This window comes from Cupriavidus pinatubonensis (genome assembly GCF_019602855.1).
GTDB classification, from domain to species: Bacteria; Pseudomonadota; Gammaproteobacteria; order Burkholderiales; family Burkholderiaceae; genus Cupriavidus; species Cupriavidus pinatubonensis.
Genome location: NZ_CP080766.1, coordinates 2,403,057 through 2,426,550, shown reverse-complemented (window position 1 = coordinate 2,426,550; position 23,494 = coordinate 2,403,057). Strand labels below are relative to the sequence as shown.

Below are 23,494 nucleotides of genomic sequence, written 5' to 3'. Positions count from 1 at the left end.
TCAGCTCGCCAGGTGGAAGCCGCCGTTCACGCCGAGGTGCTGGCCGAGCACGTAGCCCGCAGCGTCCGACAACAGGAACGCGATCGGACCCGCCACTTCTTCGGGCTGCGCCCAGCGGCCCATCGGAATCTGCGCGAGGTAGGTATCACGGAAGCGTTCGCTGCGGATGGTTTCGGTCATCGGCGTCTCGACCATGCCCAGGCAGACGGTGTTGGTGCGCACGCCATACTTGCCCCACTCGCGCGCCGCGCTCATGGTCATGCCCAGCATGCCGGCCTTGGCCGACGCGTAGTTGATCTGGCCGATGGAGCCGCGACGCCCCGCTTCCGACGAGATATTGACGATCGATCCCTTGACCTGCTCGCCGGACTTGGCGCGCTCGACCAGGTGCGAGCCCACGGCTTGCAGCCACAGGAACGCGCCGGTCAGGTGGCATTCAAGGACCTGGTTCCAGGTCTGCAGTGTCATGTTTTCGATCATCGCGGCACGCACGATGCCCGCGCAGTTCACCAGGCCGTCCAGCTTGCCAAAGCGCGAGATGGCGTGTTCGATGGAAGCGGCGACGAAGTCAGGATCGGACACGCTGCCGATGTAAGCCTGCACGTGGTCGGGATTGGCCGCCGCGAATGCTTCCAGCGGTTCACGCTGCAGGTCAACGACGCATACCTTGGCGCCAAGATTCAGCGCCAGTTCGGCCGTGGCACGGCCCACGCCCTGCGCGGCGCCGGTGATGACAATGACTTTCCCCTTGAGGGACATGATTTCGGACATTGAAGGTCTCCTTGGTCGTAGTGGCTTCCCTTCCCGCGTGACGATGTGGGAAGGCTTGCAATGTGTAGCGTCAGTCCTGCCAGCCTTCGAGGCGGCGGGTGTGGTAGTGGATATCGCCGTGCAGCCGGTCGAACACGAGCACGCGGCGCAGGTAGTGGCCCACCGCGTACTCCTCGGTCATGCCGATGCCGCCGTGCATCTGAATGGCTTCCTGCGTAACCTGCCGCGCTGCCTGGCCGATATACGCCTTGGCCGCGTGCGCCTGCATATCGCCGCCGGCCAGGTCGTTGCGCCCGGCCAAGGCGAGCGCCAGCGAGAGCGACAGGCTGCGGCTCTGCTCCAGCGCCGTGAGCATGTCCACCGCGCGATGCTGCAGCGCCTGGTTCGAGCCGATGAACTTGCCGAACTGCTTGCGGGTCTTCAGGTACTCGACAGTGAGTGCGACGGCGGCATCCATCGCGCCAACCATTTCGGCGCAGGCCGCGTTGATACCGATGGCCAGGATGCGGGACAGGATCTCCGCGTTCGCACCGGGCAGCGGCTCGGCCACTGCCCCATCGAGATGGACATCCGCCACCGGCGTGCCGTCGATCAGGCGGTAGCCGTCGCGGCGCACGCCGCTAGCGCGGCCATCGAGGAGGAAGAGACCGACACCGTCGCCGACTCTCGCCGTCACCAGCAGGTAATCGGCCGATGCGCCATGCAGCACGCACGGCTTGGCGCCGGTCAGCGTGCCACCACCCGCTTGGACGGTGACGCGCCCCGCCACCGCCTCGTCATGCGCCCACGCCACCTGAACGGTGCCATCCGCGATGCGCGGCAGCAAGGCAGCCTTCTGCGCGTCGCTGCCCGCCAGCGCGATGGCAGTCGCGCCCATGACCGCGGTGCCGTGGTACGGCTCCAGGGACAAGTGTCGGCCAAGCGCCTCCGAGACCATCATGTGGTCCACGGCATCGCCGCCAAAGCCGCCCCATGCTTCGGGAATCGCGGCAGCAGGCACACCAAGTTCGGTCAGCTTCGCCCAGACCGCGGGCGCGTGCCCTTCCGCCGCGGCCACGTAGCGTTGCCGGTGTTCGAAGTCGTATTCATTCGCCAGCAGCCGGGACAGGCTGTCTTTCAGTTGCTGCTGGACATCGTTCCATTGGAGATTCATGGCAGGCTCAGCACGGTGGCCGACAGGATGTTCTTCTGCACCTCGGTACTGCCGCCGAAGATTGATACGGCGCGCGAGTACAGGTATGACTTGGTCAGCGTGGGGCCGCCGATGCCATCGGCGCGCAGCGCCGCGGGGCCGCTCATGCGGCAGATCACATCGGTAATGGCCTGGAAGATCTCGCTGCCGCGCGCCTTCAACATCGGCGACAGCTTCATGTCGGCGTGGCCGCCGTGCATGCGGAACTGGGTCACCTCGAGCGCGTGCAGATCGGCCTCGATCAGCGCGATGCGGCCGCGCCAGCCGGCCAACTCACGCTCCGGATGGCCTTCGCTTGCCAGCTTCGTCAGCAGCGCCTTCGCGCAGGCCACGCGTTCCTTGTTGCGGCCGATACCGGCGATGTACGCGCGCTCGTGTCCGAGCAGGAACTTCGCGTAGTCCCAGCCCTTGTTTTCCTCGCCGACGAGGTTGGTCACCGGCACGCGGGCGTTGTCGAAGAAGACTTCGTTGAGGCTGTGGCGGCCGTCGATGCTGATGATCGGGCGCACGGTGATGCCCGGCGATTTCAGGTCGATCAGCAGGAACGAAATGCCGGCCTGCTTGCGCACGGCTTCCGGATCGGTGCGTACGAGCGCGAACACCCAGTCGGAGTAATGCGCCTGGCTGGTCCAGATCTTCTGGCCGTTGACGACGTACTCGTCGCCTTCGCGCACGGCAGAGGTCTTCAGCGACGCCAGATCGGAGCCCGAGCCCGGCTCGGAGAAGCCCTGGCACACCTGGATATCGGCATTCAACAGCTTCGGCAGGAAATACTCACGCTGGGCATCGGAGCCGAAGTGGATGATCACCGGGCCGAGCATCGTGATGTTGAAGATGTGCGGGGGAGGCGCCGGTGCGGCGGCGCATTCATCGGCAAAAATCTGCTGTTTCGCCGCGTCCCAGCCAGCGCCGCCGAAGGCCGTCGGCCAGGCGGGCGCGCCCCAGCCGCGCCGGTTCAGCGCGCGCTGCCAGCGTTCGGTGTCGGTCTTGGAGGCGAAGCCACCGGCGCGCAGGCGCTCGCGCATGTCGTCAGGCAGGTTGGCGGCGATGAAATCGCGCACTTCCTGCCGGAACGCCTTGTGTTCGTCGGAGTAGAACAGGTCCATCGGATTCCTCGTCTCGCGTCAGCAGCCCTTGAAGACCGGCTGCCGCTTTTCGGCGAAGGCTGTCAGGCCTTCTTTCATGTCATGGGAGCGCTGGTGGTTGCGCAGTTCGAGCAGTTCATGCCGCAGGGCATCGGCCAGCGACTTGTCGGCGGCTTCGGCCACCACGCGTTTCATGCGCGCCAGCACCAAGGGGCTCTTCGTGGCCAGCAGTTCCGCGACGGCTTGCGCACGGGCGAGCAGTTCGGCATCGGCCACCACCTCGTTGACCAGGCCGTACCGCTCCATCTGCGCAGCGGTGAACGTGGCGCCCGTGAACAGCAGCCAGCGCGCCACGTTGGCGGGAATCTTGCGCGGCAGCACCGCGGCGCCGCCTGCGCCGGGAAAGACGCCGAAGTTCGAGTGGGCATCGCCTAGCTTCGCGGATTCCGCGGCGAGCACAAGGTCGCAGGCCATCACGGTTTCCAGCCCGCCAGCAAGCGCCAGCCCGTTGACGGCGGCGATGACGGGCTTCGGAAACACGCGCAGCGTGTCGACGAAGCCGACGACCACATCGAGGAAATCGGGTTCTCCCGTCACGACGGGCTCGGCCACTTCCTTGAGGTCGGCGCCCGCGCAAAACGCGCGGCCGTTGCCGGTCAGCACCACTGCTCGGACTTGCGGATCCTCGCGCCAGGCCTTGAGCTGCGCGGTCATGGCCGCAGCCATCTCGCGGTTCAGGCTGTTCATGGCCGCCGGGCGGTCCATGGTCATCCAGCCGACGGCGCCTTCGATACGGGATTGCAGGCTCATGGCATATCCCTCAGCAAAGTTCCACGCCGACTGCCACGGCCTCACCGCCGCCAAGGCACAGGCTCGCGAGACCGCGCTGGCCGCCGCGCTGCTTCAGCGCATGGAGCAGCGTGACCAGCAGGCGCGCACCGGTGGCGCCGACGGGATGACCGAGCGCGCAGGCGCCGCCGTTGACGTTGAGGCGGTCATGGCCAATGCCAAGTTCGTCCAGCGCGATCATCGTCACCACGGCGAAGGCCTCGTTGATCTCGTAGAGGTCCACATCGCGCGCGGTCCAGCCCGCCTTATCGAGCACGCGGCGCGCCGCATGCACGGGCGCATCGGCGAACTGCTGCGGCGGGTTGGCGTGCGTAGCGTGCGCAACGATGCGGGCCAGCGGCGCCAGGCCCTGGCGGCGAGCGTCGCTTTCTCGCATCAGCACCAGCGCCGCAGCGCCGTCGGAGATCGAAGACGCATTGCCGGCCGTCACCGTGCCGCCGGAACGGAACACTGCCTTCAGCTTAGGCAGCTTCTCGGCGTCGCACTGGCCCGGCGTCTCGTCCTGTGCCAGCTCGCCGCCGCGCTTCAGCGCGACCGGCGCGATCTCGTCGCTGAAGCGCCCTTCGGCCACTGCGGCCTGCGCACGCTGCAGGCTTTCGCGGGCATAGGCGTCCTGCGCCTCGCGGCCGATGCCGCGCTCCGCCGCGGCCAGGTCCGCGTAATGGCCCATCAGGTGGCCTTCGTAGGCGTCCTCCAGGCCATCGCAGTACATGTGATCGAGCAACTGCCCATGGCCGAGCCGGTAGCCGTGACGGCCGCGCGGAACGATGTGCGGCGCATTGGTCATCGATTCCATGCCGCCCGCCACTGCCACATTGCACGTGCCGGCGAGCAGCAGATCATGCGCGAGCATCACCGACTTCATGCCCGAGCCGCACATCTTGCTCAGGGTCGTGGCCGGTGTCGAGGTCGGCAGGCCGGCGCCAAGCACAGCCTGCCGGGCCGGAGCCTGGCCGACGCCCGCGAACAGGCACAGGCCCATGATCGCTTCATCGACCGACGCCGGATCGACGCCGACCTGCGCCACGGCCGCGCGGATGGCGATGGCGCCGAGTTCGGGCGCGCTGTGTGCGGCCAGGGAGCCATTGAACGCGCCAATCGGCGTGCGCTTCGCGCCGACGATGACGATAGATTCCTTCACAGGGTTTTGCATGTCTTGCCTCAGGCCGGAACGGCCAGCTGGTTGCGTGCGAAGTCGAGGATCACCTGGCTCGATGCGCTGTCCTGGGCGAACAGCGCGTCGCCGAGCAGCGTGGCGCAATACGTCTCGCTGCCGGCCACGCTGCGCCATTCGTGCAGGCGCCGCGTGAACAGGCCCAGCGCAAGTTCCTCGGTGATGCCAATGGCGCCATGTACGGCGTGGGCAATGGCGGCCACGCTGGCGCCGGCTTCGCATGCGCGCAGCTTGGCAGTCGCTGCTCGCAGCGGCTCGGGCAGATAGCCGGGGGCTGCACAGCCGATACGCGCAGCGAATACCGACGAGCTGGCCTGCTCCGCCATCACGCTCAGTTCCTGCTGCATGGCCTGGAACTGGCTGATCGCGCGGCCGAACTGCTGGCGATCGTTCACGTAGCCGACGCTCATGCTCAGCACGCGCTGCATGGCGCCGGCCATGCCGGCGGCGTGCGCGGCGTTGCAGATGGCGAGGATGTCGGCGTCATCGTCGCGGAAGCGGAATACGGCGGCATCGGCCGACTGCCATTGCAGCGACGCCGATGCGTGCGCGCGGTAGATGCCCGCCGTATGCGTCGCGGCGCTGACCGGCAGCAGCAGCCATTCGTTGCCCACGCGCGTCAGCAGGAGATCCGCCACCGCGGCACCCGGCACGTCGCGGCACACGATGCGGGCGCCGGCAGCAGCAGCGGGCGCAATGGCGATGCATTCGCCGCCGCTCTGGCGGCCGGCTTTTGCCAGCATGGCACGGGCGATCGCCGTCTCGGCGAACGGATGGCTCAGGCCGGCTCGGCCCGCCGCAAGGAACAACGGAAACGCCTCGGCCAGCGTCAGCCCGGCACCGCCGCATTCCGTCGGAACCAGTGCATCGGTGTAGCCGAGCGCGTCGATGGCGGCCCATTGCTGCGCAGCGCCCTCGCCCGCTTCGCTGCGGCGCACGGCATCGTCGGTACAGAGGTCGGCGAGCGCGCGCTCAAAGCTTTCCAGCAGGGAATCGGTCATGGTGTGTCTCTCTCCGGATTCAGCGAAGGCCGAGCTGACGCGCGATGATGCCGCGCAGAATCTGGCGCGTACCGCCGCGCAGCGAGAAGCTCGGGCAAAGCTGGGTGATATAGGCAAGCGCGCGTTGCAGCGACTCCGACGGAACGAAGCCGGGCATCTGCTCCATGGCTGCGGCGATCCAGCCCGGCACGGTCTGCTCGAACTCGGTGCCGAGGTCCTTCACGTAGGCGGCATCGGTCTCGGGGTTCTGCCCCTTGTCGAGCAGGTCCGCCACGGCGAGCGACATCGCGCGCAGCGTCGCGAGACGGCCAGCAATGCGACCGGCGATAGCTTTGACGGAATCCGGTACCGCCAGGCCCGACGCACGCACTTCCGCCAGCCACGTCTCGGCGATCAGCTGGCTGGTCAGGATGCGTTCCGGGCCGCTGCGCTCGAATGCGAGTTCCGCGGTGACCTGCTTCCAGCCCGAGCCTTCCTCGCCCACGATCGCGTCGGAGGGCAGGTCGACATCCTCGAACACCACCTCGCAGAAATGGGCGTCACCGGCAAGGTCCTTGATCGGGCGATAGTGGATGCCCGGCAGGCTCAGGTCGATCAGCACCTGTGACAAGCCCTTGTGGCGGTCGCCATGCTGGCCCGACGTGCGTACCAGCGCGCACATGTATTGGGTGCGGTGCGCATTGGTCGTCCAGATCTTGCGGCCGTTCAGGCGCCAGCCCTTTTCCGTGCGCACGGCACGCGTGCGCACACTGGACAGGTCGGAGCCCGTATCGGGCTCGCTCATGCCGATGCACATGAAGATCTCGCCGCGCACCATGCGCGGCACGAAGTGCTCGCGCTGTGCGGGCGTGCCGAACTTCAGGATCAGCGGTGCGGTCTGCCGGTCGGCGAACCAGTGGGCCGATACCGGTGCGCCGGCGGCAATCAGTTCTTCCACGAGCACGAAGCGGGCGAACGCGCTGCGCCCTGCTCCGCCGTACTCGGCGGGCAGCGCAAGGCCGAGCCAGCCCTGTTTTGCCAGCGCGCGGCTGAACTCGGCGTCATAGCCCATCCACGTGCGGGCCCGGATATGCGTCGGCACGTCGGCGAGCTTCTGTTGCAGGAACGCGCGGATCGGCGCGCGCATCGCCTCGTCCTCGGGCGGAATCGCGACGAGCGGGAGGGACTCAAGGTTAGTGGTCAAGTGAGGACTCCTGAATCGGGGCGGGTTACCCGGGTTACCGGGTTATCGGGTCTCGGGGGCAAGCACGGTTGCGCCCGACTCGGCCAGCTTGCGGATCTCTGCCGCGCTGTAGCCGGCCTCGGCCAGCACCTCGGCGCTGTGCTCACCCAGGCGCGGCGCCTGGCGCGAGACCTGCGGCGACGATTTGGACCACACGCTCGGAATGGCCATCGAGCGGATAGCGCCTTCGGTGGGGTGATCCACCACGTCGAAAAAGCCCACGGATTGCAGATGCGGATCGGCCATCAGCGAATCGATGGTGTGAAGCTGCATCACCGGCATATCGGCGGCTTCCAGCACCTCGATCCACTGTGCGGTGGTGCGCGTGGGCATCACCTCGGCGACCATGCGGTATAGCGCGTCGATGTGCTTGGTTCGTTCGCCGATGGTGGCAAAGCGCGGGTCACGGTCCATCAGGTCGGGCTGGCCAACCAGTTCGAAGAACTTGCGCCACTGCTTGTCGTTGTAGAACAGCACGCAGAGATAGCCGTCTTTGGTGCGGTGCGGGCGGCGGTTTTGGTCGAGGATGCGCGCATAGCCACTCGGGCCGATCGGCGGGTCGAACGTGAGGCCGCCCATGTGGTCGCCCAGCACGAACTGCGCCATGGTCTCGAACATCGGCACATCGACGCACTGGCCTTCGCCGGTGCGCGCCCGATGCAGCAGGCCTGCCGTGACTGCGTTCGCGGCAGCGAGCCCAACAATGCGGTCCGCGATGGCGCTGGGCGCGTACCGCGGCATGTCGGCGCCTGCGGTATGGGCGAGCGACGGAATCGCCACCGCGCCCTGGATCAGGTCGTCATAGGCGGATTTCGCTGCATAAGGACCGCCCTGCCCGTAGCCATAAACGCCCACGTACAGGATGCGCGGATTGACCTTCGCGATCTCTTCATAGCCCAGGTTCAGGCGCGCCATGGCCTGCGGGCGCACGTTGTAGATCAGCACATCGGCGTCCGCCACCAGACGCAGCAGCGCCTCGCGCCCCGCGGCCTGCTTGAGGTCGAGCACGATGCTGCGCTTGCTGCGATTGACGTGCAGGAAGATGCCCGCCATGCCGTCATTGCGGCGCGGGCCTACGTCACGCACGGTGTCGCCCGTGGGGGGCTCGACCTTGATCACGTCCGCGCCGAGATCGCCAAGGATCTGCGTCGCGTACGGCCCCATCAGGACCGTCGTCATGTCGACGATGCGAATGCCTTGCAACGGGCCCGTCATGCTGTGCCCCTTGCCTGTTCTGCTACCGCGGAATTCATGCGTGTCTCCTCGAAACTGATGGGCCGATGCTACGGATCGCCGGATTGCGCGTGAAATACTTTCGGTATTTCGGCCAATACATAGCCTGTATTGGAAATTGCACCCCACTTGCCGGAAGATCACGGCGAACGCCGTTTCCAGACGGCCGGCACAACGTTTCCAACTGAGGGTTCGCGCATGAGCATCAAAGGCAAGGCATATATCGTCGGGGCATACGAACACCCCACCCGCAAGGCACCGGACAAGTCGGTCGCGCAACTGCATGCCGAAAGCGCCAAGGGCGCGCTGGAAGACGCGGGCCTTACGCTCGCCGACGTCGACGGCTACTTCTGCGCCGGCGACGCGCCGGGCCTTGGCGTGCTCAACATGGTCGACTACCTGGGTCTCAAGCTGCGCCATGTCGATTCCACCGAAACGGGCGGCTCGTCGTACCTGGTGCACGTGGCCCACGCCGCGCAGGCCATTGCCGCAGGCAAGTGCAACGTCGCGCTGATCACGCTGGCCGGCCGTCCGCGTTCGGAAGGCTCCAGCGGCACCAAGCCGCGCAACTGGGGCAACAACCTGCCCGACCAGCCGTTCGAGGCCCCGTTCAGCCCGCTCACGGTCAATTCGTACGCGATGGTCGCCATGCGCCATATGTACGAATACGGCACCACGGCCGAACAGCTCGCCTGGATCAAGGTCGCGGCATCGCACCACGCGCAGCACAACCCCAACGCGATGCTGCGTGATGTCGTGACGGTGGAAGACGTGCTGAACGCGCCGATGATCTCGGACCCGCTGCGCAAGCTCGACTGCTGCGTGGTGTCCGACGGCGGCGGCGCCCTGATCGTCGCGCGTCCGGAAATCGCGGCAATGCTGAACCGGCCGAAGGTCAAGGTGCTCGGCGCCGGCGAATTCGTGAAGGGGCAGATGGGCGGCCATGTCGACCTTAGCTGGTCGGCCGCGAAGTTCTCGGGCGCGGCAGCATTCGCCGAAGCCGGGGTGACGCCGGCCGACATCAAATACGCCTCGATCTACGACAGCTTCACGATCACCGTGCTGATGCAGCTTGAGGACCTCGGCTTCTGCAAGAAGGGAGACGGCGGCAAGTTCGTGATGGACGGCAACCTGATTTCGGGCGTCGGCAAGCTGCCGTTCAATACCGATGGCGGTGGGCTGTGCAACAACCACCCGGCCAACCGCGGCGGCATCACCAAGGTGATCGAAGCGGTGCGCCAGCTGCGTGGCGAGGCACATCCCGCGGTCCAGGTAAAGAACTGCGACCTCGCCGTGGCGCAGGGCATGGGCGGCCTGCTCGGCTCGCGCCATGGCAGCGCCACGCTGATCCTCGAACGCGAATAATCCGCATCCATATCGAATTACCGAGAACGCATCATGAGCACTCCTTTTATCCCGCAAGTCCTGACGGCGCCTGAAGAGCTGCCGGACAACACCGAGTTCTGGACTGCCGCCCGCGAAGCGCGCCTGCTGGTACGCCACTGCAATGACTGCGGCAAGCCGCACTGGTATCCGCGCACGCTGTGCCCGTTCTGCATGGGCGAGACCACGTGGAAGGCGTCGGCCGGCCGCGGCACGGTCTATTCGTACAGCGTTACGCGCCGTGCCGGGCCGACGCCGTTCTGCATGGCCTATGTCGCGCTCGACGAAGGTGTCACGATGATGACGCGTATCGTCGACTGCGATCTCGATACCGTTCATATCGGCCAGCGGGTCGAGCTGACCTTTACGCCGACGGACAACGGGCCGCCGATGCCCACGTTCCGGCCGCTCTGACCCGACTGCGCAGACGGGCGTTTGCGCGACATCGGCCATGGCAAACGCCCAATGACACTACCTTGCCTCCGACCCGCTTCGCACAGGCGCCATGGCACTCACGCCGGCCGGGCCGCCACTGGCCCGGCGCTTGATCCACAGCGCCGCAGCCGCCATCAGCACGGCTCCCGTCACGATCAGATAGAACAAGCCGGTGCCTGAATTGGCACGGAGCAGGAATCCACCTGCAATCGGCCCGAGAATCCCGCCGATCCGGCCGATGCCGTACATCCAGGCAATGCCCGCGGAGCGCCCATTCGTCGGGTAGAACGCCGCGGCAAGGCCGCCCATGGAAAAGATCGCGCCGTTCAGGCCCACGCCCGCAATAAAGATAATGGCCGGCAACAATGCCGTGCCGGCAGACTGCTGGCCGATCATCCACACCGCCACACCACCGACGACGAATGCCGCCGCCACAGCGGCATTCCGCTCGAATCGGTCCATCAGCCAGCCGACACCGAACGCCCCCACGATGCCGCCCAGCGACAGCAGGCTCGTAGCAAGCGTCGCTTCGCGCAGTGACGCTCCGGATTCCTGGACCAGCGTTGGCATCCACCCCATCAGCAGATAGTAGGAGAACGTTCCGACGCAGTACGTGACCCACAGCATGATGGTGCCGGTACGCAGCGGCCTGGACAGCATTGCCGCCATCCCTGACTTGCGGTCCGTCGCCTGCTCCTCGGAAAAGACGAAGCGCACGCCGTCGAAGTCACGCCCTGGCGCGATGCGCCGCAAAACCGCCGCGATCCGCTGCGCCGGCCAGTCGCGCATCACCATGAAGCGCATTGGCTCGGGCAGAGAAAACTGGACAACCAGTGCCAGAACGATAGGCAGCACGGCGCCGGCCACGAACAGGCTTTTCCACCCATAGCCCGGCACCAGTACGCCCGCTGTGACACCGCACAGCGCGGCGCCAAGCATGCCGCCGCAACCCATGGCATTGACGGTCAGCGCACTGCGCCGTGCCGGCGCATATTCGAACACCAGCGTCGTCGCCCCCGGCACCGCCGCCCCGATGCCGATCCCAGTGAACAATCGCCACAGGCCAAGCGACAACGGCGAAGTGGCCGTAATGCTGCAGAGGCTGCAGATGCCGAACACCAGCATCGAGAAGACCATCACCGTCTTCGGGGTGGTGCGATCGAACAGCGGTCCGGCCAGCAGCGCCCCAATGGCCATCCCGAAGATGGAGGCACTCATCACCGGGCCCAGCACGTCCTTGCCGACGTGCCACTCCTGCATCAGTGCCGGCACAACGAAGCCGACGGCGAATGCATCGTAGGTATCCACCGCGATCGTCAGGAAGCACACCGCCAGGATCAGCCACTGGTAGGGGGAAAATCGTTCTTCGTCGATCAGTCGCTTGACGTCGACAATGGGGCGCGTATCTGTCATTTGTCTCCTCCGTTGTGTATGGATTTGTTTTCGTTGCGGCGCGGGTGTTGTCCTACATGCACCCGAACCTGGGACGTTCCCTCACGATGGCTTCTCCTTGCTATCGAGCCATGCTGTCCTTCGCGCGGTCCGCCTGGCCGCGTGTTGCCGCCCAGCGGCTGTCGTCCATGACCAGACGGAAGCCGAGGTGCGACATGCTGTTGTACGGGTCCGTGCCCCGCCGCGCGCTGGGGCGGTAGCTGAGGCAATAGTCCTCGTTGCACAGGAACGAGCCACCGCGCGTGACACGCTTGGGCGCATCGGTGGGCACGCCGGCATCGTCCGGGTCCCAGGAAGAGACGGGCCCCTTCGGGTCGTCAACGCGCCGGCCGGCGGCGGCTTCTTGCCGGAACTGGTCGGCCCGATACCAGTCGGCAACCCACTGCCAGGCGTTTCCGGTCATGTCATAGAGTCCGTAGCCGTTCTCGGGGAAGGTGCCGACCGGGCTGGTGCCCAGCGCGCCGCCCGCCTTGGGGCTGGCGACCGGGAAAGGCTGTGCCTGCTGTCCCTGCCAGACGTTGGCCATCTGCCGGCCTTCCGGCGCGAACGTCCCGCCCCAGGCATAGGTCGCCTGCTCCAGCCCGCCACGGGCGGCGAACTCCCATTCGGCCTCTGTCGGCAGACGCTTGCCAACCCACCGTGCATACGCCTGCGCGTCTTCATACGACACCTGGACAACCGGATGGTCATCCTTGCCGTCGATCGACGTGCCGGGCCCGCCCGGATGGCGCCAGTCGGCCCCCGGTACGTAGCGCCACCACTGCGAGTAGTCTTTCAGCGGCACCGGACGTGACGTGCCAACGAAGACCATGCCGCCCGGCACCAGCGCACTGTCGGGCGGTCGCGGCGTGCCAGCGGGCAGTTGGACCCTCAGGGTTTCCCACTCGGGCTTGCGTTCGGCGGTCGAGACATAGCCCGTTGCCTTCACGAAATCCCGGAACTGGGCATTGGTGACGTGATGGCGGTCCATCCAGAACCCGTGCACCCGCACCTTGTGCGCGGGCTTCTCATTGGGCTGCGCCATGTTGCTGTCGCTGCCCATCAGGAATTCGCCGCCGGGAATGTGCGCCATCCCGGCGGGCCCGTTCACACCGTCGCCAATCGTGATGGCAGGCGCCGCCGCGGGTGGCGTGGTCCCACTCACGCCCCAGCGGGCATAGCCAGTCGCGACCGCAACCGCGCTGCCCGCCAGGATCACGAGAAGCGCCCGCGTCGCTGTTCTGCGCTGGATCACGCCTTACTCCCTGATCGCCGCCTGTTGCTGCTGCCGCTGCCGCAACTGCTGTTGCTGCTGCAGAAAGTCCTGGACCATGTTTGAACGGTCGAACGACTTGGCAGGCTGCACCGGCGGATAGTCCGCGATGGTCTTGAGGTGACTGGCGATCAGTTCATTCATCGGGCCGGAGATCCACTGGGCCTTTTGCAGCAGGTGACCATAGGCGTCCTTGCTGTCATAGCTTTCGAACGGATCGCTGCGCAGGTTGAAGAGCATCGTGACGCTGCGCGGCTGGAGCGTGCCGTAGTAATCCTCCTTGAGCGAGAAGTGCAGCTTCCATGGGCCCATGCGCACGGCCGTGAGCTTGTTCTCGTAGTAGTACAGGAAGTCCTTGCGTGCACTGTCAGCGGTCTTTCCCGTCCAGTAGTCGAGGTTGTTGATGCCGTCGATGTACTGATGCTTCTCGCGCTTCATCTGCCCGACGACGTCCGGCACGCCCGCAATCGCAGCGAATGTCGTGAACATGTCCTGGTGCGCCTGGATGCCGTTCTTGATCTGGCCCGGCTTGATGACACCGGGCCAGCGCAGCATGGAGACCACGCGCACGCCGCCTTCATAGGTCGTCATCTTTTCGCCGCGGAACGGCGTGGTCGATCCGTGCGGCCACGAGACATGTTCCGGCCCGTTGTCGGTCGAGTACCAGACGATGGTGTTTTTGTCGAGGCCGCTGCGCTTGAGGTATTCCAGCACGAGGCCGATGTCGTGGTCATGCTGCAGCATGCCGCTGCCCTGCATGTCGTCTTCATGCGTGTACTTGGCCGCCGCGTACCGCCACTTGTCGTTCAGGTGGGTATAGAGGTGCATGCGGCTGGTGTTGAGCCAGACAAAGAAAGGCTTGTCCTTCTGCTTCGCGCCCTGCATGAAGTCGATGGCTTTGGGAATGACCTCGGCGGCGTCGAAGTCCTCCATCCGCTTTTTCGTCAGCGGGCCGGTGTCCTCGATCTTCTGTTTGCCGACGGGACCGAAGCGCGGCATGTCGGTCGGATCGTCGTTGTCCGTGGCATAGGTGTGCAGTACGCCGCGCGGTGCGAATTTCTGCGCGAAGGCCTTGCCACCACCGGGGTAGCCGTTCGCATAAGCCTGGTAGTCGTGGTTCTCGGGAAGCTCTTCGGTATTCAGGTGGTAGAGGTTGCCAAAGAACTCGTCAAAGCCGTGGACCGTGGGCAGGTGCGAGTTGCGGTCGCCCATATGGCTCTTTCCAAAGAAACCGGTGCGGTAGCCGGCTTGCTTCATCACTTCGCCAAGGCTTGGCGATGCCGGCTGCCAGCCAAGCTTGTCGCCGGGCTGGCCAACGGTGGTCATGCCCGAGCGGATCGGATACTGGCCGGTAATGAACGCCGCGCGGCCCGCCGTGCAGGAAGGCTGGGCGTACTGGTCGGTAAAGCGGATGCCCTCCATGCCGATGCTGTCGATATTCGGTGTCGTGTAGCCCATCACGCCCATGCCGTACGCGCTGACGTTCTCCCAGCCGATGTCGTCGCCCCAGATGACGAGGATATTTGGCCGCGCCTGCTGTGCCCCGGCGGCGAACGGACTCATGGCGGCGACGGTGGCCGTAACGGCCACCAGCCGCTTCAATGTGTGCATCATGGATAGTTGCTCCTGCAGAGAAGGATTTCCCGCCGGTCAGCTGAGCGCCAGCGTGCCGATACTGTCGGCATGCGCGAGCGCCGCAGCCAGTTGCTGAGGGTTGAGAGAAGGGCTGATGACGTTGCTCGTCTGTCCCGCCAACGTGGCCTGGACGATGGTGGCAATGCTGTCGTGATGGTTCTCGGGCGCCACCCCTAGCTGTTGCAGCGTGACAGGCAGGCCGACCGCGCAGAGCAGATCGACAAGTTCTGCGATCTCCTCCTGGTCTCGCTGCTCGGCCACCAGTTGGACCAGCGCACCAAAGGCGACCTGTTCGCCATGCAGCGCCTGCGCCATGCCGGGGACCGCGCTGAAGCCGCGCGTCAGCGCATGGGCAAGCGCCAGTCCTCCGCCTTCGAAGCCCAGGCCACTGAGCAGCACGGTCGCCTCAACCACACGTTCCACGGCTTCATTGGGCTCCTGGCGCCGGATAGCTTCGCAGGCGGCAGGTCCGTGTTTGACCAGTGTTTCATAGGTAGCGCCAGCGAGCAGCAATGCCGTATCCAGCGGCGGCGTTCCGAATGCGTTGTTGCGTCCCGTCGCCCTGCATTGCGCAGCCTCGAATTTCTTGCTGATGGCGTCGCCGATGCCGGCGGCGAAGAAGCGCACCGGCGCCTGCGCGATGACCTGCGTGTCGACGATCACCGCTGCGGGATTGGTCTTCAGGAATTCGGCGCCTTCCAGCCGGTGTGCATCGTCGTACAGGACAATCACGCGGCTCGTCGGCGCATCGTTCGACGCAATGGTCGGAGAAATGACAATGGGAACGTCAAGCGCGCGCGCCACGCCCTTGGCGGTGTCGAGTGCCTTGCCGCCGCCCAGGCCAATGACCACGTCATGGCTGCCCTGCGACGCCTGATCCACCATCCCGGCGATCACCGCCCGCGTGCATTCCCCGGGAAAGGCCAGTTGCCTTGCCGCGACTCCGGCTTCGCACAGTGCCTGCGCCACGGCGGGCCAGACCTTCTCCGCGACGATGGCGTCGCAGATCGCCAACGGGCGCCGCCAGCCCATGCGCTGCAGTAGCGGGGGCAGTTGCCGCAGGGCGCCAGGCCCTTGCAGATATTGCCCCGGAAAACCCATCGTACGCACCATACAGATCGCCTCCGTCAAGATTGGCGTGCTGCGGTCAGGCCGCGTACGTCGGGACCGCGGCGGCGATGTACCGCAAGCCGTTGTCCTGCTCGCGGATTGCGCGGTCCACCCAGTTCTTGATCACGCCTGCGTCGGACAGGCCGAGGTAAGTGCCGTCCTGCGTGAAGTTCACGTTGCAGCCAGACAGCATGAAGATGACCTCGGTCTGTCCTTCGTTATCACGCGGCGTATTGAACTGGTGGATCGAGCCGCCCGGCTCGTACAGGTAGCAACCGGCGGTCTGCTTCTGGCCGGGATATTCCGTGTAGTACCAGCAGCCCGAGATGGTGTACATGTGCACTGTGCCGGTGTGGAAGTGCAGCGGCAGCGTGAGGCCGGGCGCGAAGCTCGCGCGCATCACCATCAGGCCGTTGTACGGGTCCATGAAAAGCGGAAAGATGTCGGTGCCCTCATGCCCGCCAAGCGCTTTCAGGAAGGGATGGGCGGTAGTGTCTACGGTCAGGAGTTTTTCCTGGTGCGTGATAGTGGCGGGGAGCGTCATGGGTGCGGGTTTCCTTTGTTGCAGGGATCTTGTATGGGTGTCGGTGAAGGCAGAACCGTCAGTGGACAGTGGTCAGTGGTCAGTGGCAGGCGTAGCCGCCATCGATAACCAGTTCGGTGCCGGTGACATAGGTCGACTCGTCGCTGGCCAGATAGAGCACGGCGCCAGCCACCTCGTCCGGCGTGCCTCTGCGCTTCAGCGGAATCTCGCCGCCGATGCGCACGCGCGACGCCGTGACCTCGTCCGCGGTCAGGCTGCCGCCGGCGTTGCTGCCGGCAAGCAGCGGCGTATCGATGTAGCCCGGATGGAGGCTGTTGACGCGGATCGCATAGCCCTTTTCCGCGCAGTGCAGCGCGACGGATTTGGACAAGAAGCGCACGCCCGCCTTGGAGGCGCTGTAGGCCAGCGCCACGGGCTCGCCGCAAATGGCCGTAATCGACGACACGTTGATGATCGATCCGCCCTTCTGCTTCATCAGGGCCAGTCCATGCTTGCAGCCGAGGAAGACGCTCTTCAGGTTGACGTTGAGGGTGCGGTCGAAATCCTCGGTCGTGCAGGTCTCGATGTTGTGCGAGATGGCAATGCCGGCGTTGTTCACGAGCACGTCGAGCCGGCCGTCGACAGCGCCGATGTGTTCGAGCACCCGCAGCCAGTCGTTTTCCTGCGTGACGTCGTGCCGCAGGAAAACCACCGCGAGGCCCGCGCCTTGCAGTTCGCTTTCGGTAGCGTGCCCCGCAGCCCCGTTAATGTCCGTGAAATAGACCCGGGCGCCTTCTTGCGCCAGCCGCCTTGTGAAGGCGAGACCCATGCCGGAGGCACCTCCGGTAACGAGCGCGATCTTGCCCTGCATCCGCATATTGAATCCTGTTGAATCGAAGGGTCATGGGCGGCACACGGAACGATGCCGGCGCCGATCAGGCGACTGACACTTGGGCGACGCGCGGGCGTGGGCACGAACGATCCCCCGCCGCACGTCGACGTGCAGCGTCAGGAATGAGTCGGTTGCCGGAGGGCTGTCTCCTTCTGTGGTCAGAAGCCGAGCTTTGGGAGCTCTTGTATTGAGTGCAAATGCTAAGTTGGCGCAAAGGGTGGCGCCATGGCATATTTAGACAGAAAATAATCATTTTCAGACAGCCACGGGATGTTCCCATGTGATCCCGTTGACTGCCGGGCTATTGCCGACTTACCAGATTGATGACTTCGAATTCGCAGGCTTCTCGCCATAACACCGCCAGCGTGCAACTGCTGCTCCAATTCGGCCTCGACCACGGCCTTTCCGGAGACCGTTGCCTTGCGCGCACCGGGCTCGACTGGCGACGCCTGGCTGAACCTGGCTTCGCCATCGACGCGAGGCAGGAACTCGAGCTGATCCGCAACCTCGTGAACGCGCTCGGGCATCTTCCCGGGCTTGGCATACAGGCCGGGTTGCGCTACCGGCTGGCCAACTACGGCATCTGGGGCTTCGCGCTGCTGAGTTGTCCCACACTGCGCAGTGCCATTCACATGGCAGTCCGTTTCCTTGAGCTTTCGTATCCGCTATCCGAGATCAATGAGGCATTCGAGGGCGACCGCGTCGTTACCACCATCGACGACAGTGGGCTACCCGAAGACGTGCGCGATTTCATCGTCGACCGCGACATAGCCAGTTCCGTCAGTTTCGTTCGCGACCTGATCGGCACAGCGCTGCCGGTGGAAAGCGTGACGCTGCGTCGACCCGAACCCGCCGATGCGAGTCCCTGGCAGGTGCTGTTCGGATGCTCGCCCGTGTTCGGCGCAGACAAGAATCGCGTCGTCAAGAACGCGGCGGACTATCTCGACCGGCCGCTGCCGGGCGCAAGCGCGGAAGTCGCGCGCCAGTGCGAGTTGCAATGCGAGGCGCTGCTGGCAAGCCGACGTGCCCGCAGCGGGTTCGCAGGACAGGTCCGCGCACGGCTGGTGGCGAAGCCCGGCTCGCTGCCCGGTGCCGAGGCACTTGCTGCGGACCTGAACATGACTTCACGCACGTTGCACCGGCGCCTCGCGGGCGAAGGCACCAGTGTCCGCCAGTTGCAGGAGGAAGTACGCGAATCCCTCGCCGACGAACTGCTGGCGAGCGGCCTCCCGCTGACGCAGGTTGGCGAGGCGCTCGGGTATGGAGAGGTATCGAACTTCATTCGCGCCTATCGTCGCTGGAAGGGTTCGACGCCTCACCAGCATCGCAAGGTTTTGAGCGATCGACGCTGAGCAGCTTCGGGGCCGGGAAGCCATAGAACGCCGGCCGTTTCCCCTGGAAAAATGGGGTACGGAAATACGACAGCGCCCCGCTGCCGGGGCGCCTTGGACCGAAGGTCCGGTCGTTACACGGTCAGAACGTCGAACCTGCGTCAGATCCCCTCATGACCATCAGGAATCCTTGGTCCGGGTCCTGGAGACAGCGCCCATGATCCCGAGACCAAGCACTATCAGGCATGCAATGCCGATATAGACCGGCGCCAGGCCCGCAATCGACAGCCCCCAGGCGATCCCGCCTACGAGCACCAGCAATCCGATCAGGTAGAGCGCGAAAGACATAAGGCACCTCCGTGCAGTGAGTCGGCTAAAGTCAATGTAGTTGCCCGCGCACTGCCTCAGCATCGGAGGACGGCGCAACGATGCGTAGGCGGGTTCTGACTTCGCGGGTGCAGCGACGGCCACGCGTCCGGCGTGCACCGCGCGGGTCAGGCGGCGCATCAGGCACCGCCTGCAAGGCTCGCCGTTTTGCGTCACAATGCGCACTCGCGCTGCGCCGGAGCGCGCTGGCAACCGATGAGGCGGGACGCAGATGCCCGCCCGCCAGCGAGCAGCGACTGGACAACAACCCCTCGCGCTCTCACCCCATGACGGCTCCGCACGGAACCCCCGACTCGCTTTCTCTTTCCGCCTCCACCACCGACAACCCAGCCTCTACGGCACATAGCCGCCGCGCCTTGCTCGCGCTCGGCGTGGGCAGCTTTGGCATCGGCACTGGCGAATTCGTCATCATGGGCCTGTTGCCCGACGCCGCACGCGACCTTGCCATCACGATCCCGCAAGCCGGGCACCTGATCAGCGCCTATGCGCTGGGCGTGGTCATCGGCGCGCCGCTGCTGGCTGTGCTCGGCGCACGTTTGCCGCGGCGCAATCTGCTGATCGCGCTGATGGCGGCCTTTGCCATCGGCAATTTCGCCAGCGCATTTGCGCCCTCCTACGCTTTCATGCTCATCGCGCGGCTGCTGACCGGCTTTCCGCATGGCACCTACTTCGGCGTGGCGGCACTGGTGGCGGCGGGACTGGTGCCCCGCGAACGTCGCGGACAGGCGGTGGGCCTGGTCATGCTAGGGCTGACTGTCGCCACGCTGGTTGGCGTGCCGATTGCCGCTACGGTCGGCACCTGGCTTGGCTGGCGCGCCGCCTTCATGATCGTCGGCGCAATCGGTGCGCTGACGGCATGGCTGGTGTGGTGCTGGGTCCCGTTCTTCCCGGCCGATCGCAGGGCGAGCCCGCTGCGCGAACTGACCGCACTGCGCCGCACGCAGGTGTGGCTGACGCTCGGCATTGGCGCGATCGGCTTTGGCGGCATGTTCGCGGTGTTCAGCTATATCAAACCCGCCATGCTTGAAGTGGCGCAAATGCCGGCGAGCGCGATTCCGTTTGTGCTCGCACTGTTCGGTATGGGCATGGTCAGCGGGAACCTTGCCGGCGCGAAGCTCGCCGACAAGGCCCTGATGCCAGCCATCGGCGGCGTGCTGGTGTGGTCGGCACTGGTGATTGGGGCGTTCACGCTGACCGCGCCGCATGCGTGGCTGGCCGCGGTCAACGTGCTGCTGATCGGGACCGTCGTCGCGCTCGGCCCGGCGCTGCAGATCCGCCTGATGGACGTAGCGGGCGATGCCCAGACACTGGCCGCCGCGCTCAATCACTCGGCCTTCAATATGGCCAATGCCTTGGGCGCGTGGTTGGGCGGCGTAAGCATTGCCGCCGGGCTGGGCTGGACGTCGACCGGATGGGTCGGCGCCCTGCTCGCTTTGGGCGGTCTCGTCGTGTTTGCGTGGTCGGTGCTGGCCATGCAGGGCCGTGGCGTATCCGTGCTGCAAACGTCCTGATCGCTCAGTCCTTCGCCCGCGCCCGCTCGATCGTCATTTGCGTCGGCATCATATTGGTGTCGGCGTTATGCATGACCCACAGCGAGCCGGCGATGACGATTACGATCAGCCCGAACGTACACGCGAAGATCCCGCTATTGCCGCGCTGGCCCTTGCCGATGCCGAGATGCAGGAAGAAGCTCAGTTGCACAAGCAACTGGGCAACGCACAGCCCGACGATAACCGGCAAACCCATGCCGGGCGGCAGCGCGCCGCTCATCACGGCGCCGAACGAGGCAAAGGTCAGGACGAGCGATAGCGCGAAGCCGATCGCATAGCTGCGCGGCGATCCATGCGAGCCGTCGTGGGCAGCCGCATCATGCGCGGCGTGGGTAGCGTGGTTAGCGTGCGAAGCATGTGAAGTCGTCATGCGAAGGCCCTCAGGTAGACGAACGTAAAGACGCAGATCCAGACCAGGTCCAGGAAGTGCCAGAACAGGCTCAGGCACGCGAGCCGTCGGCGCACGATGGCGTCGAGCCCGAACGCCTGCATCTGGTGCGCGAGCACGACGATCCACGCGAGCCCGGCCGCCACGTGCATGCCGTGCGTGCCGACCAGCATAAAGAACGCCGACAGCGCCGCGCTGCGCTGCGGGCCGGCGCCCTCATGCAGCAACTCTCGGAATTCGTAGATCTCCATGCCGATGAAGCACGCGCCGAGCATGAACGTGATCGCGAGCCAGCGGATCACGTCGCGCACCTCGCCACGGCCATTCTTGATGCTCATCATCGCCATGCCGAAGGTGTAGCTGCTGCACAGCAGCAGCATGGTTTCGACCAGCACGAAACGCAGGTCGAACAGCTCGCGCCCGGCCGGGCCGCCGGCCGTGTGGTTGCCGAGCACGCCGTAGGTGGCGAACAGCACGGCGAAGATGAGGCAGTCGCTCATCAGGTAGAGCCAGAAGCCGAGCGTCGTGTGGCCTTCGCTGGCATGGGCGTCGTGCTCAGCACCGGTGTGTGCTGCGTGATGGACGCCGGCGCTGTGGGGAACGGCAACCGCGTCCGTCCCGATCTTGTAAGTGGTTTCCATGTCTGTCAGAGAGTGGCTTGCCGCATCTGCTCGAAGCGCGCGCGTTCGGTGCGCTCGACTTCCTCCGCCGGCACGTAGTAGTCGACGTCGCGGTCATACGAGCGCGCAATGAAGGTGGCGATCATCCCGGCAAGACCGGCCCCGGCCAGCCACCAGATGTGCCACACGAAGCCGAAGCAGAGCACCAGCCCGAACATCGACACGATAAAGCCCGCCGCCGTCGGGCGCGGCATGTGGATGTCTTCGTAGCGCGCCGGCGCCTGCCATGCGCGTCCAGCTTCCTTGTCGTCCCAATGCTGCTCGAGCGACGTGATGTTCGGCACGATCGCGAAGTTGTAGTGCGGCGCGGGCGACGGCGTCGACCATTCGAGACTGCGCGCGTTCCACGGGTCGCCGGTCAGGTCGCGGTTCTGCTCGCGGTCGCGCACGCTGACGTAGATCTGCCACAGCAGTGCCAGGATGCCGGCGCCGATGATGAGCGCGCCGATCATCGCGACGATGAGCCACGGCTGCCATTCGGGGTTGACGTAGTGGTTCATCCGGCGCGTCATGCCCTTCATGCCAAGGCCGTACAGCGGCAGGAACGCCAGGCAGAAGCCGATCAGCCAGCACCAGAACGACACCTTGCCCCAGAACTCGTTGAGCCGGAAGCCGAACACCTTCGGGAACCAGAACGACATGGCCGCCAGGCAGCCGAACACCACGCCGCCAATGATCACGTTATGGAAGTGGGCAACCAGGAACAGGCTGTTGTGCAGCACGAAATCCGCGCCGGGCACCGCCAGCAGCACGCCGGTCATGCCGCCGATGGCGAAGGTCACCATAAAGCCGATGGTCCACAGCGTCGACGAATGGAAGCGGATCCGCCCGCGGTACATCGTGAACAGCCAGTTGAACAGCTTCACACCGGTCGGGATCGAGATGATCGACGTCATGATGCCGAAGAACGCATTGACGTTGGCGCCCGATCCCATCGTGAAGAAGTGGTGCAGCCAGACGAAGAACGACAGCACGCCGATCGACGAAGTCGCGTACACCATCGACTTGTAGCCGAACAGCGGCTTGCGCGAGAACGTGGCGATGATTTCCGAGAACGCGCCGAAGCACGGCAGGATCAGCACATAGACCTCGGGGTGGCCCCAGATCCAGATCAGGTTCACGTACATCATGGCGTTGCCGCCAAGCTCGTTCGTGAAGAAGTGCATGTCGAGGTAGCGGTCGGCCGTCAGCAGCGCGAGCGTGGCGGTCAGCACCGGGAAGATCGCGACGATCAGGATGTTGGTGATCAGTGCGGTCCACGTGAACACCGGCATCTTCATCAGGTTCATGCCCGGGGCGCGCATGCGCAGGATCGTCGCGATGAAGTTGATGCCCGTGAGCGTCGTCCCCAGCCCCGATATCTGCAGCGACCAGATGTAGTAGTCGACCCCGACTGTCGGGCTATACCCGAGCCCTGACAGCGGCGGATAAGCGACCCAGCCCGTGGCCGCGAAGTCGCCGACGAACATCGACATCATCACCAGCACGGCGCCGACCGCCGACATCCAGAAGCTCAGCGAGTTGACGAACGGGAACGCAACGTCGCGCGCGCCAATCTGCAGCGGGACGATGACGTTCATCAGGCCGAGGATGAACGGCGTGGCCACGAAGAAGATCATGATCACGCCATGCGCCGTGAAGATCTGGTCGTAGTGATGCGGCGGCAGGTAGCCCGCGGCCTCGCCCACGGCAATGGCCTGCTGCGTGCGCATCATGATGGCATCGGCAAAGCCACGCAGCAGCATGATCAGCGCCATGATGATGTACATGACGCCGATGCGCTTGTGGTCGACCGAGCAGATCCACTCGGTCCACAGATAGGACCATTTGCGGTAGTAAGTGATGGCGCCCACCAGGGCGCCGCCGAGCAGCAGCACCGCCACCAGCGTGCCCATGATGATGGGCTCGTGGGTGGGGATGGCCGCGAGGGTGAGTTTTCCAAACATGGC

General features: G+C 65.4%; 22 protein-coding genes. 4 read left to right on the top strand and 18 right to left on the bottom strand.

The genetic code is table 11. The features are described from left to right. From K2O51_RS11010 to K2O51_RS10975, 8 genes are all read right to left on the bottom strand, one after another. Complete coding sequence (locus K2O51_RS11010; protein ID WP_011300673.1) at nucleotides 1–771, bottom strand: SDR family NAD(P)-dependent oxidoreductase; 771 nt, start codon at nucleotides 769–771, stop codon at nucleotides 1–3. A gap of 70 nt (nucleotides 772–841) precedes the next feature. After that, nucleotides 842–1,924, bottom strand: coding sequence for an acyl-CoA dehydrogenase family protein (locus K2O51_RS11005; RefSeq protein ID WP_011300674.1), 1,083 nt, complete (start codon nucleotides 1,922–1,924; stop codon nucleotides 842–844). Continuing rightward, a complete protein-coding gene (locus tag K2O51_RS11000) occupies nucleotides 1,921–3,069 on the bottom strand; it encodes an acyl-CoA dehydrogenase family protein (protein ID WP_011300675.1) in 1,149 nt (382 codons plus the stop codon). Before K2O51_RS11000 ends, K2O51_RS11005 begins: the two co-directional genes overlap by 4 nt. Nucleotides 3,070–3,087: 18 nt before the next feature. Then, entirely contained in the window at nucleotides 3,088–3,858 is a 771-nt protein-coding gene (locus K2O51_RS10995; RefSeq protein WP_140948896.1) for an enoyl-CoA hydratase/isomerase family protein, read from the bottom strand. 10 nt (nucleotides 3,859–3,868) lie between these two features. Beyond that, the gene (locus K2O51_RS10990; RefSeq protein ID WP_011300677.1) at nucleotides 3,869–5,050 is read right to left on the bottom strand and encodes a thiolase family protein; all 1,182 of its coding nucleotides are present in this window, start codon (nucleotides 5,048–5,050) and stop codon (nucleotides 3,869–3,871) included. 8 nt (nucleotides 5,051–5,058) lie between these two features. Then, complete coding sequence (locus K2O51_RS10985; protein WP_220630219.1) at nucleotides 5,059–6,072, bottom strand: acyl-CoA dehydrogenase family protein; 1,014 nt, start codon at nucleotides 6,070–6,072, stop codon at nucleotides 5,059–5,061. A 19-nt stretch (nucleotides 6,073–6,091) separates the two neighbouring features. Continuing rightward, nucleotides 6,092–7,255, bottom strand: a complete 1,164-nt coding sequence (locus K2O51_RS10980) for an acyl-CoA dehydrogenase family protein (protein ID WP_220630218.1) — start codon at nucleotides 7,253–7,255, stop codon at nucleotides 6,092–6,094. Between the two features lie 42 nt (nucleotides 7,256–7,297). Continuing rightward, entirely contained in the window at nucleotides 7,298–8,509 is a 1,212-nt protein-coding gene (locus K2O51_RS10975) for a CaiB/BaiF CoA transferase family protein (protein ID WP_011300680.1), read from the bottom strand. 216 nt (nucleotides 8,510–8,725) lie between these two features. Here K2O51_RS10975 and K2O51_RS10970 point away from each other — a divergent pair, with 216 nt between their 5' ends. Both K2O51_RS10970 and K2O51_RS10965 read left to right on the top strand, forming a co-directional pair. Beyond that, a complete protein-coding gene (locus tag K2O51_RS10970; protein ID WP_220630217.1) occupies nucleotides 8,726–9,892 on the top strand; it encodes a thiolase domain-containing protein in 1,167 nt (388 codons plus the stop codon). A 33-nt stretch (nucleotides 9,893–9,925) separates the two neighbouring features. Continuing rightward, the gene (locus K2O51_RS10965; protein ID WP_220630216.1) at nucleotides 9,926–10,324 is read left to right on the top strand and encodes a Zn-ribbon domain-containing OB-fold protein; all 399 of its coding nucleotides are present in this window, start codon (nucleotides 9,926–9,928) and stop codon (nucleotides 10,322–10,324) included. A gap of 57 nt (nucleotides 10,325–10,381) precedes the next feature. Here the strand turns inward: K2O51_RS10965 and K2O51_RS10960 are convergent, their stop codons facing one another. The 6 genes from K2O51_RS10960 to K2O51_RS10935 all read right to left on the bottom strand — a co-directional run bounded on the left by K2O51_RS10960 (nucleotide 10,382) and on the right by K2O51_RS10935 (nucleotide 17,194). Beyond that, nucleotides 10,382–11,758, bottom strand: coding sequence for an MFS transporter (locus tag K2O51_RS10960; RefSeq protein ID WP_140948900.1), 1,377 nt, complete (start codon nucleotides 11,756–11,758; stop codon nucleotides 10,382–10,384). A 100-nt stretch (nucleotides 11,759–11,858) separates the two neighbouring features. Beyond that, a complete protein-coding gene (locus K2O51_RS10955) occupies nucleotides 11,859–13,031 on the bottom strand; it encodes a formylglycine-generating enzyme family protein (RefSeq protein WP_140948901.1) in 1,173 nt (390 codons plus the stop codon). Between the two features lie 3 nt (nucleotides 13,032–13,034). Continuing rightward, complete coding sequence (locus K2O51_RS10950; RefSeq protein WP_219916577.1) at nucleotides 13,035–14,663, bottom strand: arylsulfatase; 1,629 nt, start codon at nucleotides 14,661–14,663, stop codon at nucleotides 13,035–13,037. Nucleotides 14,664–14,699: 36 nt separating this feature from the next. Continuing rightward, nucleotides 14,700–15,797 carry a glycerol dehydrogenase gene (locus tag K2O51_RS10945; protein WP_220630215.1) on the bottom strand — a complete coding sequence of 366 codons (1,098 nt, stop codon included), beginning with the start codon at nucleotides 15,795–15,797 and terminating at the stop codon, nucleotides 14,700–14,702. A 34-nt stretch (nucleotides 15,798–15,831) separates the two neighbouring features. Beyond that, nucleotides 15,832–16,338, bottom strand: coding sequence for a 2,4'-dihydroxyacetophenone dioxygenase family protein (locus tag K2O51_RS10940; protein WP_011300687.1), 507 nt, complete (start codon nucleotides 16,336–16,338; stop codon nucleotides 15,832–15,834). Between the two features lie 79 nt (nucleotides 16,339–16,417). Next, on the bottom strand, nucleotides 16,418–17,194 hold the full coding sequence (locus K2O51_RS10935; protein WP_011300688.1) for a glucose 1-dehydrogenase: 777 nt from the start codon (nucleotides 17,192–17,194) through the stop codon (nucleotides 16,418–16,420). Nucleotides 17,195–17,532: 338 nt separating this feature from the next. Here K2O51_RS10935 and K2O51_RS10930 point away from each other — a divergent pair, with 338 nt between their 5' ends. Next, nucleotides 17,533–18,561, top strand: coding sequence for an AraC family transcriptional regulator (locus tag K2O51_RS10930; protein WP_011300689.1), 1,029 nt, complete (start codon nucleotides 17,533–17,535; stop codon nucleotides 18,559–18,561). A 159-nt stretch (nucleotides 18,562–18,720) separates the two neighbouring features. On the opposite strand, the gene K2O51_RS10925 is transcribed toward K2O51_RS10930, so the two are convergent. After that, nucleotides 18,721–18,888, bottom strand: a complete 168-nt coding sequence (locus K2O51_RS10925; RefSeq protein WP_041680237.1) for a hypothetical protein — start codon at nucleotides 18,886–18,888, stop codon at nucleotides 18,721–18,723. A gap of 305 nt (nucleotides 18,889–19,193) precedes the next feature. Between K2O51_RS10925 and K2O51_RS10920 the strand changes: the two genes are divergently transcribed. Continuing rightward, the gene (locus K2O51_RS10920) at nucleotides 19,194–20,438 is read left to right on the top strand and encodes an MFS transporter (protein WP_220630214.1); all 1,245 of its coding nucleotides are present in this window, start codon (nucleotides 19,194–19,196) and stop codon (nucleotides 20,436–20,438) included. Nucleotides 20,439–20,442: 4 nt separating this feature from the next. On the opposite strand, the gene cyoD is transcribed toward K2O51_RS10920, so the two are convergent. From cyoD to cyoB, 3 genes are read right to left on the bottom strand one after another with little or no spacing between them, the layout of a single operon-like run. Then, nucleotides 20,443–20,847, bottom strand: coding sequence for a cytochrome o ubiquinol oxidase subunit IV (gene cyoD, locus K2O51_RS10915; RefSeq protein WP_140948905.1), 405 nt, complete (start codon nucleotides 20,845–20,847; stop codon nucleotides 20,443–20,445). Next, nucleotides 20,844–21,506 carry a cytochrome o ubiquinol oxidase subunit III gene (cyoC, locus tag K2O51_RS10910; protein WP_011300693.1) on the bottom strand — a complete coding sequence of 221 codons (663 nt, stop codon included), beginning with the start codon at nucleotides 21,504–21,506 and terminating at the stop codon, nucleotides 20,844–20,846. Before cyoC ends, cyoD begins: the two co-directional genes overlap by 4 nt. Before the next feature lie 5 nt (nucleotides 21,507–21,511). Further along, nucleotides 21,512–23,491, bottom strand: coding sequence for a cytochrome o ubiquinol oxidase subunit I (cyoB, locus tag K2O51_RS10905; protein WP_011300694.1), 1,980 nt, complete (start codon nucleotides 23,489–23,491; stop codon nucleotides 21,512–21,514). Nucleotides 23,492–23,494: the final 3 nt, after the last annotated feature.

What these genes read in the sequence shown, in the direction of transcription:
- K2O51_RS11005 (WP_011300674.1), bottom strand. Translation starts at nt 1,924, where the DNA reads ATGAATCTCCAATGGAACGATGTCCAGCAGCAACTGAAAGACAGCCTG.
- K2O51_RS10925 (WP_041680237.1), bottom strand. Translation starts at nt 18,888, where the DNA reads ATGTCTTTCGCGCTCTACCTGATCGGATTGCTGGTGCTCGTAGGCGGG.
- K2O51_RS10950 (WP_219916577.1), bottom strand. Translation starts at nt 14,663, where the DNA reads ATGATGCACACATTGAAGCGGCTGGTGGCCGTTACGGCCACCGTCGCC.
- K2O51_RS10920 (WP_220630214.1), top strand. Translation starts at nt 19,194, where the DNA reads ATGACGGCTCCGCACGGAACCCCCGACTCGCTTTCTCTTTCCGCCTCC.
- cyoB (WP_011300694.1), bottom strand. Translation starts at nt 23,491, where the DNA reads ATGTTTGGAAAACTCACCCTCGCGGCCATCCCCACCCACGAGCCCATC.
- K2O51_RS10970 (WP_220630217.1), top strand. Translation starts at nt 8,726, where the DNA reads ATGAGCATCAAAGGCAAGGCATATATCGTCGGGGCATACGAACACCCC.
- cyoD (WP_140948905.1), bottom strand. Translation starts at nt 20,847, where the DNA reads ATGACGACTTCACATGCTTCGCACGCTAACCACGCTACCCACGCCGCG.
- K2O51_RS10990 (WP_011300677.1), bottom strand. Translation starts at nt 5,050, where the DNA reads ATGCAAAACCCTGTGAAGGAATCTATCGTCATCGTCGGCGCGAAGCGC.
- K2O51_RS10995 (WP_140948896.1), bottom strand. Translation starts at nt 3,858, where the DNA reads ATGAGCCTGCAATCCCGTATCGAAGGCGCCGTCGGCTGGATGACCATG.
- K2O51_RS10945 (WP_220630215.1), bottom strand. Translation starts at nt 15,797, where the DNA reads ATGGTGCGTACGATGGGTTTTCCGGGGCAATATCTGCAAGGGCCTGGC.
- K2O51_RS10965 (WP_220630216.1), top strand. Translation starts at nt 9,926, where the DNA reads ATGAGCACTCCTTTTATCCCGCAAGTCCTGACGGCGCCTGAAGAGCTG.
- K2O51_RS10960 (WP_140948900.1), bottom strand. Translation starts at nt 11,758, where the DNA reads ATGACAGATACGCGCCCCATTGTCGACGTCAAGCGACTGATCGACGAA.
- K2O51_RS10935 (WP_011300688.1), bottom strand. Translation starts at nt 17,194, where the DNA reads ATGCGGATGCAGGGCAAGATCGCGCTCGTTACCGGAGGTGCCTCCGGC.
- K2O51_RS11010 (WP_011300673.1), bottom strand. Translation starts at nt 771, where the DNA reads ATGTCCGAAATCATGTCCCTCAAGGGGAAAGTCATTGTCATCACCGGC.
- cyoC (WP_011300693.1), bottom strand. Translation starts at nt 21,506, where the DNA reads ATGGAAACCACTTACAAGATCGGGACGGACGCGGTTGCCGTTCCCCAC.
- K2O51_RS10985 (WP_220630219.1), bottom strand. Translation starts at nt 6,072, where the DNA reads ATGACCGATTCCCTGCTGGAAAGCTTTGAGCGCGCGCTCGCCGACCTC.
- K2O51_RS10975 (WP_011300680.1), bottom strand. Translation starts at nt 8,509, where the DNA reads ATGACGGGCCCGTTGCAAGGCATTCGCATCGTCGACATGACGACGGTC.
- K2O51_RS10930 (WP_011300689.1), top strand. Translation starts at nt 17,533, where the DNA reads ATGACTTCGAATTCGCAGGCTTCTCGCCATAACACCGCCAGCGTGCAA.
- K2O51_RS11000 (WP_011300675.1), bottom strand. Translation starts at nt 3,069, where the DNA reads ATGGACCTGTTCTACTCCGACGAACACAAGGCGTTCCGGCAGGAAGTG.
- K2O51_RS10940 (WP_011300687.1), bottom strand. Translation starts at nt 16,338, where the DNA reads ATGACGCTCCCCGCCACTATCACGCACCAGGAAAAACTCCTGACCGTA.